Below are 19,044 nucleotides of genomic sequence, written 5' to 3'. Positions count from 1 at the left end.
GAATTGCATCATTATACTTAAATGGTAAGATCTTTTTAAACAAAGGGGAGATTTAAAAATGATTCAAGACTATTTAGTAGCACCGGCACATTATAATATTGTGGATGAATTTGAAAAGCACGAAAATAAAGCGAATAAAACTGCATTGATTTTTCAGGACGAAAATGGGAAGGAAAGTCGCTATACATATGAAGAACTTTTGCTGCAGGCAAATCAGGCTGCGAATGCTTTTTATGCTAAAGGGTTAAAAAAGGGTGATGTAATTTTAATTATGCTACCACGCTGTTTGGAAGCATATGTGTCATATATCGGAGCATTAAAAGCAGGATTAGTAATAATTCCAAGTTCAGAATTACTAAGAGCAAAAGATATTGAATACCGTTTAATTCATTCTGAAGCAAAAGCAATTATCGTAATGGAGCAATTTGTAAAAGAATTTGAAAGTGTTGAAAGTTTATCCAAAGTTGAACGATTTATCGTTGGGAACAACAAAGAAGGTTGGACATCGTTAATGGATCTTGCTCAGCAACAATTAAACGAATTTAATTCTGTAAATACAACATCAAATGATTTAGCATTTTTAGCCTATACATCTGGTACAACAGGAAATCCAAAAGGTGTAATGCATTCGCACGGCTGGGGATATGCACATTTACGTACAACTGCGTCAGAATGGCTTGGCGTACAGGATGGAGATACGGTATGGGCGACAGCAGCACCTGGTTGGCAAAAATGGATTTGGAGTCCTTTTTTAGCGGTGTTGGGAAGTGGCGCAACAGCATTCGTATATAAAGGAAAGTTTGATGCAAAGCAATATTTGCAATTAATAGAGCAACATAAAATAAATGTGCTTTGCTGTACACCAACTGAATACCGCATGATGGCCAAATTGGACCAATTAGGGTCATTTGATTTAAATTCATTGCGAAGTGCAGTATCTGCAGGTGAACCGTTAAATCGGGAAGTAATCGAAACATTTAAGCGAGAGCATAATTTAGTAGTGCGGGATGGATATGGACAAACGGAAAACACATTGCTAATAGGAACATTGCTAAATACAGAATTACGTTCCGGTTCTATGGGAAAACCGACTCCTGGTAACATTATTGAACTGGTAAATGAGGATGGTGAGCCGGTTCCAGTAGGTGAAGTTGGAGATATTGCTGTACACAAATCAACGCCAGCACTATTTAAAGGCTACTATAAAGACCCAGAGCGTACAGCGATTCAATATCGTGGAGATTGGTATATAACTGGAGACCGTGCTACAAAAGATGATGAAGGTTACTTCTGGTTTGAAGGACGCAATGATGATATTATTATTTCTTCCGGCTACACAATTGGTCCGTTTGAAGTGGAAGATGCTTTAACGAAGCATCCGGCAGTCCAAGAGTGTGCAGTCGTTGCAAGTCCAGATGAAGTACGGGGAAATATCGTAAAAGCTTTTATTGTACTAAAAGACCAATCGTTGAAAGATAGCCCAACAATTGTTGAAGATTTACAAAACCACGTTAAACAACTGACAGCACCATATAAATATCCACGTGTGATTGAGTTTTTAGATGAATTACCTAAAACAATTTCAGGGAAAATACGTCGTGTCGAACTGCGTTCAAAAGAGTTGAAATAACAGTTTCCGACATTATTTCCTGGGGAATAAGGGGAAAAGGTGGCGAATTTTGCCGCCTTTTTTTGCGGGAAATGGAGGTGAAATAAAATGGGGAGATGATTTGCCTTTTCATTGAAACTTTTTTAATATACCATCGTACATATAATAAGGAGGCGAAGACATGAATACAAAACGAGTAGTAGCTTTAATAATAGCTGCCGTATTATTATTTTTCTCAATAGGGATTAATACTATTATTACAATTTTTAAAACGGATTTCTTTAGTAGCTTTGATATGCTAGGGTCAGATGCACTTACATATGAAAATGTAGTCGAAACAGGTGATTTTACGAAGCGTATTGCTAATCTAAAAGTTGATGGTGTAATTCAGGATGTTGGTGAACCAAGTATTTGGGAAACTGTGGATTATAATCATCAAGTATTTCTTGAACAGCTGGACGCTGTTTTAAACGATGAAACAGTTAAGGGGGTTCTTTTAACGGTTAATACGCCAGGTGGTGGTGTAATTGAATCAGAAGAAATATATCAAAAGTTATTACAGATTAAAGAAGAAAGACAAATACCGATTTATGTAACGATGGGGGCGATGGCTGCTTCTGGTGGCTATTATATCTCAGCACCAGCAGATAAGATTTTTGCTCAACGTGAAACGATTACAGGATCTATTGGTGTAATTATGCAGTCGATCAATTATGAAAAATTAGCTGAAAAAATTGGCGTAGAATTTGAAACGATTAAATCCGGCGAACATAAAGATATGTTCGGTGGGCCACGTCCTTCTACTAAAGAAGAGCTGGCAATGCTTCAGGAGATGATTGATGAGTCGTATGAACACTTTGTCGATATTATTGAAGCTGGACGTAATATGTCGGAAGCAGAAGTGAAAAAAGTTGCGGATGGTCGTGTATTAGGTGGTACACAGGCATTAAGAGCTGGCTTAGTCGATGAAATTGGTAATAAAGAGGCAGCTATCAATGCATTACGGGCAGACCATGACCTGGAAGATGCACAGTTGTTTGAATATACGATGGATACATCGAGCTGGGGTTCATTATTAGGTATGAAATTGGGTTCAATGTTTAGCCCATCAGCAGAATCACAAGTTTTATCTAAAATTATTTCATCAACGAATTCACCGCGTATGATGTATTTATACGGGGACTATTAATAGGGGGGAAAGCAATGACTGAAGCAATCGAAGTAGTTGATACAACATCTGCCGAAGAGCTGCCTTCTATTAAACAAAAAACAGCGGGTTTTTGGATGCGTTTTTGGGCTTTTATACTGGATTCTCTAGTTGTTAGTGCAATAGTGGGGATATCTATAAAACCAATATTTGCCTTAATGGATTGGAACACAGCTAGCAATGTCTGGTATGCACCAATGACCATTATATCCGGAATCATTTTTTATGCTTATTTTGTTCTGCTGACGAAATTCTTCAAGCAAACATTTGGGAAAATGGTTTTTGGCATAAAGGTAGAAAAAGAAAATGGCGAACCTTTGGACTGGATGACTATTCTCTTTCGTGAAGTAGTAGGCAGATTCATTAATAGTACATTATTGTACTTACCATATTTAATCGTCGCATTTTCGCCGAATAATAAAAGTATTGCAGATTATTTTGCGGATACTGTTGTCATTCATGAGAAAATTTATACTAAAGATGTTTAAGAAAAATTAGAAGGGGAAATGTACATTATCGACACCTTCTATATAAAAGCAAAGGGTTGCTTCGTAATCAATTTTGATGCTGAGCAATCCTTTTCTTTATTTGGGAGTGAATGTGAGTTCAGTTAGTTGCATTTTTCAAATCATGTTTAGTAATATTAGGGAATATAAAGGAGGCGTATAGTTATGGCACAAGTAACATTTAAAAACGGTCCGGTAACATTAATCGGCAATGAAGTAAAAGTAGGGGATCAAGCCCCGGATTTTAAAGTATTAGCAAATGATCTATCTGAGGTAACACTAAAAGACTCTGAAGGTAAAATTCGCTTATTTTCAGTAGTACCATCATTAGAAACAGGTGTTTGTGACAAGCAGACACGTACATTTAATGAAGCGGCAGCTAGTTTAGGTGAAAATGTAGTTATTTATACAGTTTCAATGGACTTGCCATTTGCTCAAAAACGCTGGTGTGGAGCAGCAGGTATTGACAATGTCGTTACAGTATCTGACCACCGCGATGCATCTTTTGGCGAAGCGTATGGCGTACATATGAAAGAATTACGCCTATTAGCACGTTCAATTTTTGTAGTGGATGAAGCCGGTAAAGTAACTTATGTAGAATATGTTCCAGAAGGTACAGACCACCCAAATTATGACGCAGCGATTGAAGCTGTAAAAGCTCTTTCAAAATAATTTCGTTTTTTACGATTTTGTTGTAAAGTAAATACATGATGATGGATACCCACTCAATAATTATTGAGTGGGTTGTTCATTTGTGGATTGAGAAATAGATTTCAACAAGGAATCCACAGAAGAAAAGAGGTGTTGTCTCACTTTTTAGTGGGAATCGTTTCTTTGATGAATAGGAATGAGGGAGTTATTTTTATGGAGAAGTTTGAACAAATCTTTAAATACATTAATGACCATGCTGAAACTATTGTTGCCCAGGAAGAGCAGGATTATTTAGAAGCGTTGTTACAAACATTGGAAGAAACACTTGATGGGAAATTTGAGTGGCAAGTAGAAGGTGCAACTAAGGAAGATATGCGTAAAGCTATCCAAATTGCGATTCTTAAAGGTATGCGTAAAAGTGCTCAGCCAAATCACCAAATGACCCCTGACACGTTAGGACTGATTGTGAGCCATTTTGTGGAGCGCTGCTTTGAACAGGAACTCACTGAGCGACCAATATCAATAGTAGACCCAGCCTTAGGGACAGGGAATTTACTGTTTACATTAATGAATGCGTTTGACGGCAAAGTTAAGGCAACTGGAGTTGAAGTTGATGATGTGTTAATTCGATTAGCTGCAGCAACTGGAGACTTAGTAGAACAGCCCGTAACGCTGTTTCGCCAAGATGCGCTCGAGAAGTTATTAGTCGATCCGGTGGATGCAGTGGTATGCGATTTACCTGTTGGCTATTATCCGAACGAAGAAGTAGCACTTGATTATGAATTATGTGCAGCAGAAGGAATGAGCTATTCACACCACTTATTTATCGAGCAATCGTTAAATTACACAAAAGAAGGCGGTTTTGCATTATTCCTTGTTCCATCTAATTTATTTGAAACAGAGCAAGCTAAGCAATTACATCAGTATATTAAAGGTCATGCATGGATTCAGGCTGTCATTCAACTACCTGAAAATCTATTTTCTTCAAAGGCACATGAGAAAAGTATTTTAATTTTGCAAAAGCAAAGTACACAACTAAAAGCACCACGTGAAGTATTATTAGCAAAAGTGCCTAATATGTCCAATAGAGAAGCATTGGCAATGTTTTTTGAAAAGGTACGTATGTGGAAGGAAAGCAATAATCAAAAACGTTAATTCACATTAAGACGTTAGTTTTGTTAATGACTGTACAGCTAATGAAACTAGATATTTTTGAACTAAAAAAGCCATCTTCTCAAATTGAGGAGATGGCTTTTTGCTTTTAAAATGAATTCATTCTGGAGTACGAATTACTAATACGTCACATTTAGCAGTACGAACGATTGATTCAGAAACTGAACCGATTAAGAAACGTTCAACGGCGTTTAAACCAGTAGCTCCACAAATGATTAAGTCTGCTTCAACAATATTTGAAAGATCTTTTGTAATGATATTTTTAGGAGAACCATACTCGATGATAAGGTTTACATTCTCAACACCTGCTTCTTCTGCCTGCTTTTTATAGCCATTCAGTAATTCTTCAGAGTGTTGTTGAGCACGCTCAGCGATTGAACGGTCATAAGCTTCGATAGCGGCAAAAGAACGTGTATCGATAACGTTTACTAGATTAATTGTTGCACCTTCATTACGTTTTGCTACATCAATTGATTTTCGGAACGCATATTCAGCCTCTTTAGAACCGTCTACTGCTACTACAATGCTTTTATAATGATTTGCCATTTCCATTACCTCCTAATTTTTCTATGACTTTATTATAACAAATGATTTTCGAATGGAAATAGCTAACACGGAAAATTAAAAAAATTACTATTGTTATGTCGTGTATTATATGGAAAACGTACATAATTTGTTCAAATACTATGATAATATATTTTTATTACAATTTTAAATTTAATTTTGATTTTAAATATTTTTTGCAAGTTCATTATTCTGAATAAACTTTATATTTAAAATAAATCTACTATTTTTGTGTTAAAGTTGGTAGAATGGATTTGAATTATGTTATGCATTTTTCTAAGCGATGTTTATAGGGAGGAATTACGTTGAAAATCGGGGTACCGAAAGAGATAAAAAATAATGAAAATCGAGTGGCAATGACACCAGCAGGAGTATTGTCATTAATTGCTAATGGTCATGAAGTGTATATTGAACAAGGTGCTGGCTTAGGTTCGGCATTTACAGATGATGACTATATTGCAGCAGGTGCAAAAATTGTTGATACAGCTGCAGATGCATGGAATGCGGAAATGGTTCTGAAAGTAAAAGAACCAGTTAAAAGCGAATATAATTATTTCCGTGAAGGTTTAATATTATTTACGTATCTACATTTGGCACCAGAACCAGAGCTTACAAAAGCATTAATTGAAAAACGTGTTACGGGAATTGCCTATGAAACCGTTCAATTACCAAACCGTTCATTACCACTATTGACACCGATGAGTGAAGTGGCAGGGAAAATGGCGACTCAAGTTGGTGCGCATTATTTAGAGAAATACCAAGGTGGAAAAGGAATTTTACTTGGGGGTGTCTCAGGTGTTCCACGCGGAAAAGTAACTGTAATTGGTGGGGGTATTGCTGGTACGAATGCAGCGAAAATTGCAGTTGGTATGGGTGCGGATGTAACAATAATTGATTTAAGCCCGGAACGTTTACGTCAGCTTGAAGATATTTTCGGTCGTGATGTACAAACTTTAATTTCAAATCCATACAATATTGCTGATGCTGTTCGCTCAGCAGATTTAGTTATAGGTTCTGTTTTAATTCCTGGAGCTAAGGCACCAAAATTAGTAACAGAAGAAATGATTAAATCGATGTCACCAGGTTCAGTAGTAGTTGATATTGCGATCGACCAAGGTGGCTGTTTCGAAACTTCTGAAAAAGTTACAACACATGACAACCCAACATTCGTTAAACATGATGTAGTTCACTATACAGTTGCAAATATGCCAGGTGCAGTGCCACGCACATCTACACTTGCATTAACAAATAATACTGTGCCATATGCATTGCAAATTGCCAATAAAGGATTCATTAAAGCATGTTTAGACAACCCAGCGTTAAAGCTTGGTTTAAACACGGTTGATGGGCATGTTGTCTATGAGGCGGTAGCAGATGCACAGGGATTACCTTATGTAGCTGTGGATGACGTTTTAGGCGTATTAACAGGATTAAACAGCTAAAAGTATGAATAATAAAACACTCGGATGTTACTAATAACGTCCGAGTGTTCTTTTATGAATGTTTATTTCACTGAAACAAGCTCTGTCGTAATTTCACCTTCAAAGTTAGTAACTCGAATTATACCGTAATCCTTTGCTAAATAAAGTTTAGATCCGTTTGGGTATTTAATGACTACAACATTTTTAAATGTCCCTGCTTTAGTCTTTAAAGTAGTCGAAGTACTTTCGACAGTTACCTCTGTTTTCGTATCCGATTCAATTCCATAATCCGTATCATAAATTGTCGATTTTTCCTTCATCGGATAACTTAAAGAAAAGAAGAATACATCGGAATAGGCAACACCAAGTTCGAAACTATTTTCATTTTCAATATATGTGTAGCCAATAAACTCTTCTTCCATTAAGCTAACGGAATTCCTTATATCCGGATTCACGGCAGCTTTATACGTAGTTTTTGCTCCACCTTCCAATGATGGTTCATACGTATAGCTTCGATTAGCTTTAGGGAGTAGACCGTTTGTAATAACAGGCGCTTTTTTCGGTTCATATTTTTTCGGTTCTTGTTTTGTTAAAGTTTTTGAAAGAATATAACCTTTATTGCCGTTATGTTTTATATAAGACCATTGACCTTCTTTTGAAAGAACAGTAACTTTAGAAAATTTTTCAAGAAGTGTTAATTTTTTTGCACTAGGTGATGGAGCATCACGTAAAAAAGTATTTTCTTCCGCATTAATAAACTGAGTCGACTCGGCATGTGCTGGCTGCGTTTGTAATAAGCTAAATGGCATTAGAAGCATGAGCAAGATGATTAGCATAAATAACGATAATTTTTTCATGATGCACTCCCTTTCTTCGTATTTATTTCCTCTTGTAAATTACCTATTCCTCAATTTTACCTATAGAAAACAAGTAAAGATTTGGGAATAGCCTTAAAAGTACATTAATCCTAGTAGTTGAATACTACTTGAAAACGTTGATATGCCTTCACTTAACATCTTATTCTCACAACAAAAATTTATATCATATCTCCTGGAAAAAATATTCTCAAGGACAAGTATATTACTCAGACTTTTCTTTATTCCTACTTTATTAAACAAATTTATAAAATGTACTAAACGAGTAAATTGTTGAATTCAGATGAAACAACTTTATGAAATTACCCTTATAATCCACAAAAAAAGCTGTATGAAAGTTAAAACGCAACTTTCAATACAACTTTTTAAAAAGATAAATTATATTTTTAGGACTGTTAAACAAGACAGCCAGATTTTAAAGGATAACTAATTCCTTAGTAAACTTCGTTAATACTTCTACGCCGTCATTTGTTACGACTACATCATCTTCAATTCGAACTCCGGCTGCATCTGATTTATAAATTCCTGGCTCGATAGTAAATACTGTACCAGGCTGTAACGTCATTTCGTTTGTTCCTGTAATCGATGGGAACTCATGAACAGAAATTCCAAGCCCGTGACCTAATCGGTGCGTGAAATATTCTCCGAAGCCTGCATCTGTAATAATATCGCGAGAGATTTTATCTAAATCCATTGCACGAACTCCAGGTTTTACTGCTTCGATTGCAGCTTCATTTGCACGGCGTACTGTATTGTATATTTTCATTTGCTCTTCATTTGGCTGACCGAATGCTACTGTTCGTGTAATATCTGAACAATATCCTTCATAAATTACGCCTAAATCAAATAAGATGAAGTCACCTTTTTGGATTTTACGATCTCCTGGTGTACCATGTGGAGAAGCTGTTTTTTCACCGGCTAGCACCATTGTATTAAAGCTCATCGCATGGCCTTTCGCTTTAATAGCAGATTCAATCGTATTTAAAATTTCCATTTCTGTTTTGCCTTCAGCGATTGCATCACAACCTACTTCAATTGCAAAGTCTGCTAATTGCGCTGCTTTACGTAACTTCACAAGCTCTTCTTCGTCTTTGCAAATTCGGAGTGCATTTACCTTTTCATCGATATTTGTAAACTTTAATGTTTCAAAACGTTCTTGTATTGCTTCTAAACGTTCAACAGTCAAATGGGATTTTTCGATTGCCAATGTATTGAATGCTACGTTACGTGCTTTAACAGCGTTTGCCACAACATCCCATGCATTTTGAGTGTCTTCATGTCCGATTACTTCATAAGTCCATCCCGCTGCTACAACGTCTGGTATTTCCATTTTCGGACAAATTAAAAAAGGCTCTGCGTCTTTAAATACCATGACACCGAGTAAACGTTCATGCGGATCACTTTTAAAATTAGAAAAGTAAAACACATTATCGGGAGTAGTGATAAAAGCAGCATCCCACTCATTTTCTACTAAATATTGCTGTAATTGATTTTGCTTTGACATATTAAAAATCCCCTTTTATTTCCTAAGAATGAATTCATAATTAAGCATATCAAAAAAAGGAGATTTATGCATAAATATCGAATATATTAGTGGTGACAATATATCTTTTAGGAGGGTAATTTTATGAAAGTTTCATATCATGGGCATTCAATTATAAAAATAGTAACGAATGGTACAACTATATTAATAGACCCTTTTATAAATGGGAATGGTCTTACAGATTTAAAAGTTGAAAACGAAAATCCGGATGTTATTTTACTGACACATGGTCATAATGATCACGTAGGAGATACGGTAGAGTTGGCCAAAAAGAATAATGCGCTCGTTGTAGCACCTAATGAGCTAGCCGATTATTTAGGCTGGCAAGGGTGCAATGTGCATAATATGCATATTGGAGGAGCTCATGAATTCGAGTTTGGAAAAGTGAAATTTACCCAGGCTTTCCATGGTTCTTCATATGTAACGGAGAATAAGGAAATCATTTATACGGGTATGCCTTCAGGGATTTTATTTACAGCAGAAGGAAAAACAATCTACCATGCTGGAGATACGGCATTGTTTGGAGATATGGAACTGATCGGAAAACGTCATCCAATTGACGTTGCTTTCCTGCCAATAGGAGACAACTTTACAATGGGACCAGAAGATGCTGCATATGCAGTAACATTACTAAAACCAAAAATTGTTGTACCAATTCACTACAATACATTCCCGCCAATTACTCAAAATCCTGATGAATTTGCGAAGCTTGTAGAAGGGGCGGAAGTCCAAATTCTACAGTCAGGGGAATTTGTTGAATTTTAATATGAAAAAAGCAAACTGCCCAACTTAGCAGACCAGGTTGGGCAGTTTGTCTTATTTTCTACTGTTTTTTATAAGTAATAATGAGGGTATAGATATGGAAAATATATAATTGCAACGTTTAAATATGGTACACTAGGGACATAAATGAATGATGAGAAATAGGTGATGTAATTGTCAACGAAACACGAAAAGATTTTACAATACATTGAATCACTACCAGTTGGCGATAAAATTTCAGTTCGTCAAATTGCAAAGGAAATGCAAGTGAGTGAAGGGACAGCCTATCGTGCGATTAAAGAAGCTGAAAATCGTAGGTTAGTCAGCTCAATTGAACGTGTAGGAACGATCCGTATTGAAAAGAAAAAGAAAGAAAATATTGAACGATTAACATTTGCAGAAATTGTAAATATTATTGATGGTCAAGTGTTGGGTGGAAAGTCAGGGCTACATAAGACGTTAACTAAGTTTGTAATCGGTGCGATGAAGCTTGACGATATGATGCGATATACAGATGCAGGAAGCCTTCTGATTGTCGGAAACCGTACACAAGCTCATGAATATGCATTAAAAACCGGTGCGGCCGTATTAATTACAGGTGGTTTTGATACGACGGATTCAAACAAAGCATTGGCTGATGAATTGGATTTACCGATTATTTCGACTAGTTACGATACGTTTACTGTAGCAACAATGATTAACCGTGCTATTTATGACCAATTAATTAAAAAAGATATTTTGCTTATTGAAGATGTATATGTTCCAATGGAGGATACTGCTGTTTTAAGAAATAGTGATACGATTGCAGACTTCCATAAACAGAATCGCCGAACTACACACGGGGCATTCCCTGTATTAACACATCAAAACAAGCTAGTTGGAATGATTACAAGTAAGGATGTTATTGGTAAAGAAGAGTCAGAGCCGATTGATAAGGTTATGACAAAGAGTCCAATTGCAGCTTCTATGAAAACAAGTGTAGCCTCTGCTGGTCACCGAATGATTTGGGAAGGGATAGATTTGCTTCCAGTCATAGATGAAGATGGCTTGTTAAAAGGGGTCATTAGCCGTCAGGACGTATTAAAGGCGATTCAATTAGCGCAGCGTCAGCCACAGCACGGAGAGACAATTGATGATTTAGTTAAAAATGAGATGCGCGTCATGGGTGAAGAAGATATTGCTGTGGAATTTACAGTCACACCGCAAATGACGAATCAATTTGGCGCGATTTCTTATGGTGCCTTTACGATTTTACTTTCAGAAGTTGGGGCTTTTGCTTTGAAACGTCGTAAGCGTGGGGAAGCCGTTGTAGAAAATATGAATATTTACTTCATCAAGCCAGTACAGATGGAGAGTGTATTAACGGTTCGTCCAAGAATTTTGGACATGTCACGTAAATTTGTGAAGATGGATTTTGAAGTATTCAGTGGAGCAAATCTTGTTGGAAAAGCAATGATGACTTTCCAGCTTTTAGAAAGATAATGATAGCAGTAATATTGAATTTTAATAATAAAAAGGGTGTCCTCAAGGTAAAATACCTTTAGAAACACCCTTCTCATTTACTTATTCAATTCATATTCTTCATGTACGTAACGACCTTCATGGCGCATACGTTTATAATTGTTTATACCTAAGCCGGCACCTAAAACAATAAATACAGCTGCAATGGCAAAACCAATTATATCAGGATATAAGATAATTGCATTAAGACCGAAGAAAATCAAAAATGCTGCAAGTGAAACACCTGCTTTTGCAGTGTACCATTTTCGGCGAATAGGCAAAGTGGAGCGGAATTGCTTCGTTTTAAAATAAAAGTAAAATACAAGTGATGCTACAATACCAGCAACGAATAGAAAATTTAAATAGACCATAGTGAACCTCCTAGTAGCCAAACTACTAAATATTGTAACGATTTTTCTTGGAAAATGATATAGGTATTCACTATGTGCGAGGGGGAAATGTTGTGAAACGTCAAATAATTGACAAAATTAAACAATATGACACGATTATACTGCATCGTCATGTACGGCCAGATCCAGATGCATATGGTTCTCAAATTGGCTTGGCAGAATTAATCCGTGCGAATTATCCGGAAAAAGAAGTATATACAGTCGGCGAACATGATCCGTCTTTATCGTTTTTAGCTATCCCACAGCATATAGAAGATACGCAGTTTAATAATGCACTCATTATTGTAACTGATACAGCAAATACAGAGCGTATTGATGATGATCGTTATCAAAAAGGTGACTTTATTATTAAAATTGATCACCATCCAAATGACGATGCATATGGTGACCTACTTTGGGTTGATACGAATGCAAGCTCATGCAGTGAGATGGTTTATGAACTTTATGAGGAAGGCAGAGAATATGCTAATTGGCAAATGTCCGATGCAGCAGCTCGTCTTTTATTTGCAGGAATAGTTGGAGATACGGGGCGCTTTTTATTCCCAAGTGCTAGTCCAAAAACATTTGAAACTGCAGGTCAACTAATCCAATATAATTTCGACCGCAATCAAGTGTTTGATGGTATGTACGAAATGGACCGCAAATTATTAAATCTTCAAGGTTATATATATCAGCATTTCGAAATGGATGAAAACGGAGCGGCTTCGATTAAATTGCCTACATCTGTTTTACAGCAATATGATGCAACACCTTCCGAAACATCTCTTTTAGTTGGCTCATTGGGAAATGTGAAAAATATCCGAGCATGGGTTATGTTTATCGAAGACAATGATACAATTCGTGTGCGGATACGTTCAAAAGGTCCGGTTATCAATGGACTGGCAAAAAAATATAATGGTGGAGGGCACCCATTGGCATCCGGTGCAACAGCCTATACTTGGGAAGAGGCAGATCAAGTAATTGATGATTTAAAAGCTATTTGTAAAGAATATAAATAATATGTTGGAGGGATGAAGCGTGACTGTATATCCACAAATACGGACAAGTGCCGATTTATTAAAAAGTACAATTCGTCTTGAAGAGCTCATCCCTTTTTTACATCAACAAAAGGCAAAAAGCTGTGCAATCGTCAATACGAAATTGTACGGACTTTTGCCTTTTTGGTTTGAAATGAAAAGGGCTGGCATACACCCGGTAATTGGACTGACAATACAGCTAGAATGGACAGAAGAACAGTCATTACCGCTTGTATTATACGCGAAAACAAATGAAGGCTATCAAAACTTATTGAAGATTTCCAGTAGTATTGCGATACGAACAGAACAGACAATTCCTTTACGATGGCTGCTGGCTTATGGAAAAGGAATAGCCTTCATGATACCTGCACTTGACTTACAAGGAAGATGGCTGCAGCAAACGGCCGAGAAAACAATGCTGGAGATTAAAAATGCATATTCAAATGAGCTGTATGTTGGAATTTCCCGTGGATCAAATGAAGCCCCTTCTGAAAGACAAGCTATAGAATTTGCTGTTAAAAATGGACTGCCCATTGTTGCGACACATGAATCGTTGTTTATGAAAGAAGAAGATTTCTTTTCATATGAAGTGGCCAAGGCGATTGAAACAGGTGTGAAGCTCAATGAAGCTGCTAAAAGCAACAAAGAACAAAGCTATGTATTAACTGCGGAGCAATGGCAAGGGAAATTTCATGATGAGCCCCAATGGTTGATACAAATGGAGAATCTATTAATGAGCTGTCAAGTTCAGTTGACAACAAATGATGTATATATGCCGAAGTTTCCTCTTCAAGAAGGGGATACCGCAGAAAGTATATTGCAACAGCAAGTAGTTGCAGGGCTTCAGCGCAGATTAAAAATGGATTCATTGCCGACTCGCTATTTGGAACGTATAAATTATGAGCTGAATGTTATTCAATCAATGGGGTATTCTGACTACTTTTTGATCGTGGCCGATTTTATGCGCTTTGCAAGGGAAGAACAAATATTAACAGGTCCGGGACGAGGATCATCGGCATCATCACTCGTTGCCTATGCACTTGAAATTACACAAGTGGACCCTTTGCAATATGATTTATTATTCGAACGCTTTTTAAACCCTGAACGTATTACATTACCGGATATCGATATAGATTTTTTAGATACGAGACGTCATGAAGTAATTCAATATGTTGCTAGAAAATATGGGAAGCAGTATGTCGCTCAAATTATTACGTTTGGTACGCTTTCAGCAAAAGCGGTTGCACGGGATGTCGCTCGAATGTTCAATTTTGAAAGTGAAACATTGGAGATGATTTCTAAGCTCATTCCAAATAAACCAGGTATTACGTTACAGGAAGCTTACTCGAAGTCGGAAAATTTACGAACATGGATAGCAGCAGAGCCAATCCGCCAAAAGTGGTTTCAAACGTCTCTTCGATTGGAGGGCCTACCTCGAAATGCTTCGACACATGCAGCGGGTGTCGTATTAAGTCCGATTCCATTAGTCGATATCGTGCCAATTGAAGATGGGCATGATGGAATTTATTTAACACAATGGCCAATGCTTGAAGTTGAACAAACTGGATTGTTAAAAATTGATTTTTTAGGGTTGCGTAATTTAACGATTCTTGAACAAATAAGAAAATCCATTCAGTTTACACACGATATTCGACTAGATTTCAATCAAATTCCTCTTAATGACCAGAAAACGTTTGAACTGCTGCAACATGGGGATACAGCTGGTATCTTTCAGCTCGAATCAGAGGGAATGAGAAATGCTTTACGGGAAATAAAACCAACACACTTTTTAGATATTGTTGCGGTAAATGCATTATATAGACCAGGTCCAATGGAGTTTATCCCACTTTATGCAAGAAGGAAGCATAAAAAAGAGCAGGTAATGATGCCGCACCCCGATTTAACGCCAATTTTGGAAGAGACGCATGGGGTTATTATTTATCAAGAACAAATTATGCGTATAGCCAATGTAATGGCAGGATTTTCATTTGGACAGGCAGATTTGCTCCGTCGTGCTGTAAGTAAAAAGAAGCGTGATGTGTTGGAACAGCAACGCGCCTCTTTCGTGCAAGGTGCGTTAGAAAAAGGCTATACAGAGCAAGTGGCAGAAGAGGTATATGCATTAATTGTACGCTTTGCCGATTATGGTTTCCCAAAAAGCCATGCAGTCGCATATAGTATCATTTCGTATCACATGGCATATTTGAAAGCAAATTACCCTGTTAATTTCTATGCAGCCCTTCTTACAAATGCAACGGGCAATTCAGAAAAGCTAGCACAAATTTTAATGGAGGCAAAAGCAAGGGGAATTGAAATTCTGCCGCCGTCGATTAATCGAAGTATGCGCCATTTTAAAGTAGAAGCCGGGAAGATCCGTTTTAGCTTTTCGGCGATTAAAGGGGTACCACAGCCCTTTTTGCAAAAGTTGCTAACTGCCCGTGAAGAAAGACAAAAGCCGTTCGAATCCATATTTGATTTAGCGGTTACCATGACGACAGCGAATTTCACCCGTAAAATTATCGAACCGTTGATTAAGGCAGGGGCACTTGATGAATTTGGAAAAGATCGCGCAACATTACTTGCTACAATTGAAGGGGCACAAAAACAAGCTGATTTTGTGCGGCCTGGTGGAGATGATTTATTTGAAGGCGCACTACTTGCATTTGGAAAGCCGAAATACAGTGAAACATCACCGATACCGGAAAAAATAAAGTTGCAATATGAAAAAGAAGTACTCGGTTTTTATTTATCCGACCATCCAATTGTAAAAGTACGCAAACATTTCCCGGAGGTTACAGCGACAGTCCAAACTTTATCCCAATTGAAAGATAATACTTACGTAAAAATGATTGGTCAAGTTCAGGAAATTCGTCAGCTCCGTACGAAACGAGGAGAACTGATGGCATTTGTCCAATTAGAAGATGAATATGGGGCGGTCTCTTTAACACTTTTTCCAAAAGAATACGAGAAAGTTGTTGGTAAATTACAGGAGGATACTTTACTTTATATTGAAGGGTTTTTCGAACATCGTTTTAATAAGTCCCAAATAAAAATTAAGGATATTATTATAAAATAAATAGTATTATAGAGCGTTTCTAATAAAATTAGAAACGCTCTTTTTATATTACTTCATCAAATTTTATCGAAAAAACATAAAAATAGTTATATATTCGCAAATTTTATTATATATAAGATTATAGTTTTATAATTTCCCTTTACAACTTCAAAAACATTTTGTATTCTTACTTTATAAACTGGTCTGACCACTTTTGATAAATTATGGAATGTTGGACTCGATGAGGTGAAAAGCGTGGAAGAAAAGCCCGCAAAAAAAAGATTCATACAAATTGTAAAGCAGTTGCATGATTTAATAGCTGAACAAAACATTCAGGAAGGGCAAAAGCTACCTTCAGAAAGAGTATTAAGTGAACAGCTGCAAGTGGGAAGATCTTCTGTCAGGGAAGCTTTACGTAGTTTGGAATTGTTAGGCTTAATTGAAACAAGACATGGCGGAGGTACTTATTTGGCTAGCATGAAACAACATCAATTCGTTGAGATTGTTGGTTCATTTATTTTACAGGATGAGCAATCTATAGCTGATGTCCATGCGACAAGACAAATGCATGAAAAAGAAGCCATTCGCATCATTTGTCAGTCTCCTGTTTTCTGCGCATTACCGATTTGGAAAAGTTTTTTTGTGAAGCTGGAGCTTGGAGAATCATTAAAGCGAGAAGATATACTTCGTGAATGTATTGTTATTTCCGGGAACCGTCTTTCATTAAAAATTTGGCTGCAGCTTCTTGCGTTTAGCGATAAACTGCTTGCGACTGATATAACTGCCGAAGAGAAAAGGGAAGTAAAGACTTTACTAGCTTCTATGCAGATGGGGTATTCACAGGAAGCTCTTGATGCATACGAAAACTGGATGGTCATTATAAAATAAACATTTTCAGATCAATTCAAAGGGGGATTACGATGTCAATTCGTGATTTATTTACAATTAGCCGCAAAAAAAATACAGATAATATAACAAAAAGAGAAGATGAAAAGGCCTTTCCAGAAGGCATCGTTACAAAATGTCCAAAATGCAAAATGATTCATGTAACAAAGGAAATAGAGAAAAACCTGAAAGTTTGTACGAAATGCCAGCATCATTTCAGCTTAACAGCAGATGAAAGAATTGCCTGCTTTTTAGATAAAGGTTCATTTGTGTCGATGGATGATCATCTACAAACGACAAATCCTTTAAATTTCCCGGCTTATGTGGAAAAGATAGAGATCGACAAAAAGAAAACAGGTTTGAATGAAGCAGTTTTAACAGGGGTAGGCGCATTAAAAGAAATGCAGGTCGTTGTTGCAGTAATGGATTCACATTTCCGTATGGGATCGATGGGGTCTGTTGTAGGGGAAAAAATCACTCGAGCTGTGGAGAAGGCAACAGAACTAAGGGTGCCATTTATTATTTTTACTGCTAGTGGTGGAGCTCGTATGCAAGAAGGTGTACTATCTTTAATGCAAATGGCGAAAACGAGCGTTGCATTAAAACGCCATAGCGAAGAGGGCTTACTTTATATTTCTGTTATGACCCATCCTACAACAGGAGGCGTTTCTGCAAGTTTCGCATCGATTGGGGATTATAATATTGCCGAACCTCAAAGCTTAATTGGCTTTGCTGGACGTCGTGTTATCGAGCAGACGGTACGGGAAAAGCTGCCTGATGATTTCCAAACGGCAGAGTTTTTATTGGATCATGGTCAACTTGATGCCATTTTTAATCGATTGGAAATGCGAGATAAAATTGCAACAATTGTAAAGTTACATGTACAAGGAGGCGTATCCCATGTCTAAATTAATGGCATTTGAAGAACCGGTAGTGAAGCTTCGGGAAAAGATTGTAGAATTAAAAACAATTGCTACAGAAGCGGAAGTCGATATGAGCGGTGAAATTGAGAAGTTAGAAACGAGATTGCAGGAGTTGGAAAAAAACGTTTATGCAAATATGGAGCCGTGGGACCGGGTGCAAGTAGCCAGACATGCGGAACGACCGACTACGCTTGAATATATTGAACGAATATTTGATGATTTCATTGAGCTGCATGGGGATCGTGCGTTTAAGGATGATGCAGCAATTGTAGGGGGGATTGCCTCATTTAATGGGCAGGCAATAACGATTATAGGTCACCAACGCGGGAAAACGACGAAAGAGAATATTCGACGTAATTTCGGGATGCCACACCCGGAAGGATACCGTAAAGCATTACGACTGATGAAGCAAGCGGAGAAATTTAATCGTCCCATTATTTGCTTTATTGATACGAAAGGTGCTTACCCAGGTAAAGCAGCTGAGGAGCGCGGCCAAAGTGAAGCGATTGCCCGTAACTTGTTTGAAATGGCGGGTATCCGGGTACCGATTATTAGCGTTGTTATAGGAGAAGGCGGTAGTGGTGGCGCACTTGCATTAGGTGTAGCAAACAAAATACTAATGCTTGAAAATGCGACCTACTCAGTTATTTCACCAGAAGGAGCGGCATCGATTTTATGGAAAGATGCAAGCTATGCTAAACAGGCAGCAGAAGCTATGAAAATTACAGCCCTTGATTTAAAGCAGTTGGAAATAATCGATGGGATTATTCCGGAAGTTGCCGGTGGAGCGCATAAAGATAAGGAACAGCAAGCCATAATAATGAAAGAATACATTACAAATACGTTAAACGATTTAAATAAAGAAAGTGCAGAGCAATTAGTTGAGAATCGTTATACAAAATTTAAGAATATTGGTCAGTATATTGAACAATAATATTGTTTAA

17 protein-coding genes are annotated in these 19,044 nt (G+C 37.2%); 13 read left to right on the top strand and 4 right to left on the bottom strand.

Translation table 11 applies throughout. The features are described from left to right. Positions 1 to 58 precede the first annotated feature (58 nt). The 5 genes from MKY13_RS14275 to MKY13_RS14255 all read left to right on the top strand — a co-directional run bounded on the left by MKY13_RS14275 (position 59) and on the right by MKY13_RS14255 (position 5,128). Entirely contained in the window at positions 59 to 1,630 is a 1,572-nt protein-coding gene (locus MKY13_RS14275) for an acyl--CoA ligase (protein ID WP_339213449.1), read from the top strand. 160 nt (positions 1,631 to 1,790) lie between these two features. Beyond that, positions 1,791 to 2,798 carry a signal peptide peptidase SppA gene (gene sppA / locus MKY13_RS14270; RefSeq protein WP_191700584.1) on the top strand — a complete coding sequence of 336 codons (1,008 nt, stop codon included), beginning with the start codon at positions 1,791 to 1,793 and terminating at the stop codon, positions 2,796 to 2,798. Positions 2,799 to 2,812: 14 nt separating this feature from the next. Then, positions 2,813 to 3,304, top strand: coding sequence for an RDD family protein (locus tag MKY13_RS14265; protein WP_191700583.1), 492 nt, complete (start codon positions 2,813 to 2,815; stop codon positions 3,302 to 3,304). A 183-nt stretch (positions 3,305 to 3,487) separates the two neighbouring features. Next, positions 3,488 to 3,994, top strand: coding sequence for a thiol peroxidase (gene tpx / locus MKY13_RS14260; protein WP_191700582.1), 507 nt, complete (start codon positions 3,488 to 3,490; stop codon positions 3,992 to 3,994). A gap of 192 nt (positions 3,995 to 4,186) precedes the next feature. Next, positions 4,187 to 5,128, top strand: coding sequence for a class I SAM-dependent methyltransferase (locus MKY13_RS14255; protein ID WP_191700581.1), 942 nt, complete (start codon positions 4,187 to 4,189; stop codon positions 5,126 to 5,128). 117 nt (positions 5,129 to 5,245) lie between these two features. On the opposite strand, the gene MKY13_RS14250 is transcribed toward MKY13_RS14255, so the two are convergent. After that, on the bottom strand, positions 5,246 to 5,692 hold the full coding sequence (locus MKY13_RS14250; protein WP_191700580.1) for a universal stress protein: 447 nt from the start codon (positions 5,690 to 5,692) through the stop codon (positions 5,246 to 5,248). Positions 5,693 to 6,015: 323 nt separating this feature from the next. Between MKY13_RS14250 and ald the strand changes: the two genes are divergently transcribed. After that, positions 6,016 to 7,152 (top strand): alanine dehydrogenase, encoded by a 1,137-nt coding sequence (ald, locus tag MKY13_RS14245; RefSeq protein ID WP_191700579.1) that lies wholly within the window; start codon positions 6,016 to 6,018, stop codon positions 7,150 to 7,152. A gap of 62 nt (positions 7,153 to 7,214) precedes the next feature. Here the strand turns inward: ald and MKY13_RS14240 are convergent, their stop codons facing one another. Further along, positions 7,215 to 7,988 (bottom strand): SH3 domain-containing protein, encoded by a 774-nt coding sequence (locus MKY13_RS14240; RefSeq protein WP_191700578.1) that lies wholly within the window; start codon positions 7,986 to 7,988, stop codon positions 7,215 to 7,217. 433 nt (positions 7,989 to 8,421) lie between these two features. Continuing rightward, on the bottom strand, positions 8,422 to 9,510 hold the full coding sequence (locus tag MKY13_RS14235; RefSeq protein ID WP_191700577.1) for a Xaa-Pro peptidase family protein: 1,089 nt from the start codon (positions 9,508 to 9,510) through the stop codon (positions 8,422 to 8,424). Positions 9,511 to 9,633: 123 nt separating this feature from the next. Here MKY13_RS14235 and MKY13_RS14230 point away from each other — a divergent pair, with 123 nt between their 5' ends. Further along, a complete protein-coding gene (locus MKY13_RS14230) occupies positions 9,634 to 10,314 on the top strand; it encodes a metal-dependent hydrolase (protein ID WP_191700576.1) in 681 nt (226 codons plus the stop codon). A gap of 171 nt (positions 10,315 to 10,485) precedes the next feature. Beyond that, positions 10,486 to 11,793, top strand: coding sequence for a DRTGG domain-containing protein (locus MKY13_RS14225; RefSeq protein ID WP_191700575.1), 1,308 nt, complete (start codon positions 10,486 to 10,488; stop codon positions 11,791 to 11,793). A 77-nt stretch (positions 11,794 to 11,870) separates the two neighbouring features. On the opposite strand, the gene MKY13_RS14220 is transcribed toward MKY13_RS14225, so the two are convergent. Further along, positions 11,871 to 12,182: a YtpI family protein gene (locus MKY13_RS14220; protein WP_191700574.1), complete on the bottom strand. Its 312-nt coding sequence runs from the start codon at positions 12,180 to 12,182 to the stop codon at positions 11,871 to 11,873. 92 nt (positions 12,183 to 12,274) lie between these two features. Between MKY13_RS14220 and MKY13_RS14215 the strand changes: the two genes are divergently transcribed. From MKY13_RS14215 to MKY13_RS14195, 5 genes are all read left to right on the top strand, one after another. Continuing rightward, positions 12,275 to 13,219: a bifunctional oligoribonuclease/PAP phosphatase NrnA gene (locus MKY13_RS14215; RefSeq protein WP_191700573.1), complete on the top strand. Its 945-nt coding sequence runs from the start codon at positions 12,275 to 12,277 to the stop codon at positions 13,217 to 13,219. 19 nt (positions 13,220 to 13,238) lie between these two features. After that, positions 13,239 to 16,313, top strand: coding sequence for a DNA polymerase III subunit alpha (gene dnaE / locus MKY13_RS14210; protein ID WP_191700572.1), 3,075 nt, complete (start codon positions 13,239 to 13,241; stop codon positions 16,311 to 16,313). Positions 16,314 to 16,547: 234 nt separating this feature from the next. Continuing rightward, positions 16,548 to 17,180 (top strand): GntR family transcriptional regulator, encoded by a 633-nt coding sequence (locus tag MKY13_RS14205; RefSeq protein WP_191700571.1) that lies wholly within the window; start codon positions 16,548 to 16,550, stop codon positions 17,178 to 17,180. 32 nt (positions 17,181 to 17,212) lie between these two features. Beyond that, a complete protein-coding gene (accD, locus tag MKY13_RS14200; protein WP_191700570.1) occupies positions 17,213 to 18,085 on the top strand; it encodes an acetyl-CoA carboxylase, carboxyltransferase subunit beta in 873 nt (290 codons plus the stop codon). Beyond that, positions 18,078 to 19,034, top strand: a complete 957-nt coding sequence (locus MKY13_RS14195; protein WP_191700569.1) for an acetyl-CoA carboxylase carboxyltransferase subunit alpha — start codon at positions 18,078 to 18,080, stop codon at positions 19,032 to 19,034. Before accD ends, MKY13_RS14195 begins: the two co-directional genes overlap by 8 nt. Positions 19,035 to 19,044 lie beyond the last annotated feature (10 nt).

The sequence above is a fragment of the Solibacillus sp. FSL W8-0372 genome (assembly GCF_037969735.1).
In the GTDB taxonomy this organism is placed as follows: domain Bacteria; phylum Bacillota; class Bacilli; order Bacillales_A; family Planococcaceae; genus Solibacillus; species Solibacillus faecavium.
The sequence above is the reverse complement of the archived record's forward strand: the minus strand, read 5'-3'. Positions and strand labels throughout refer to the sequence as shown.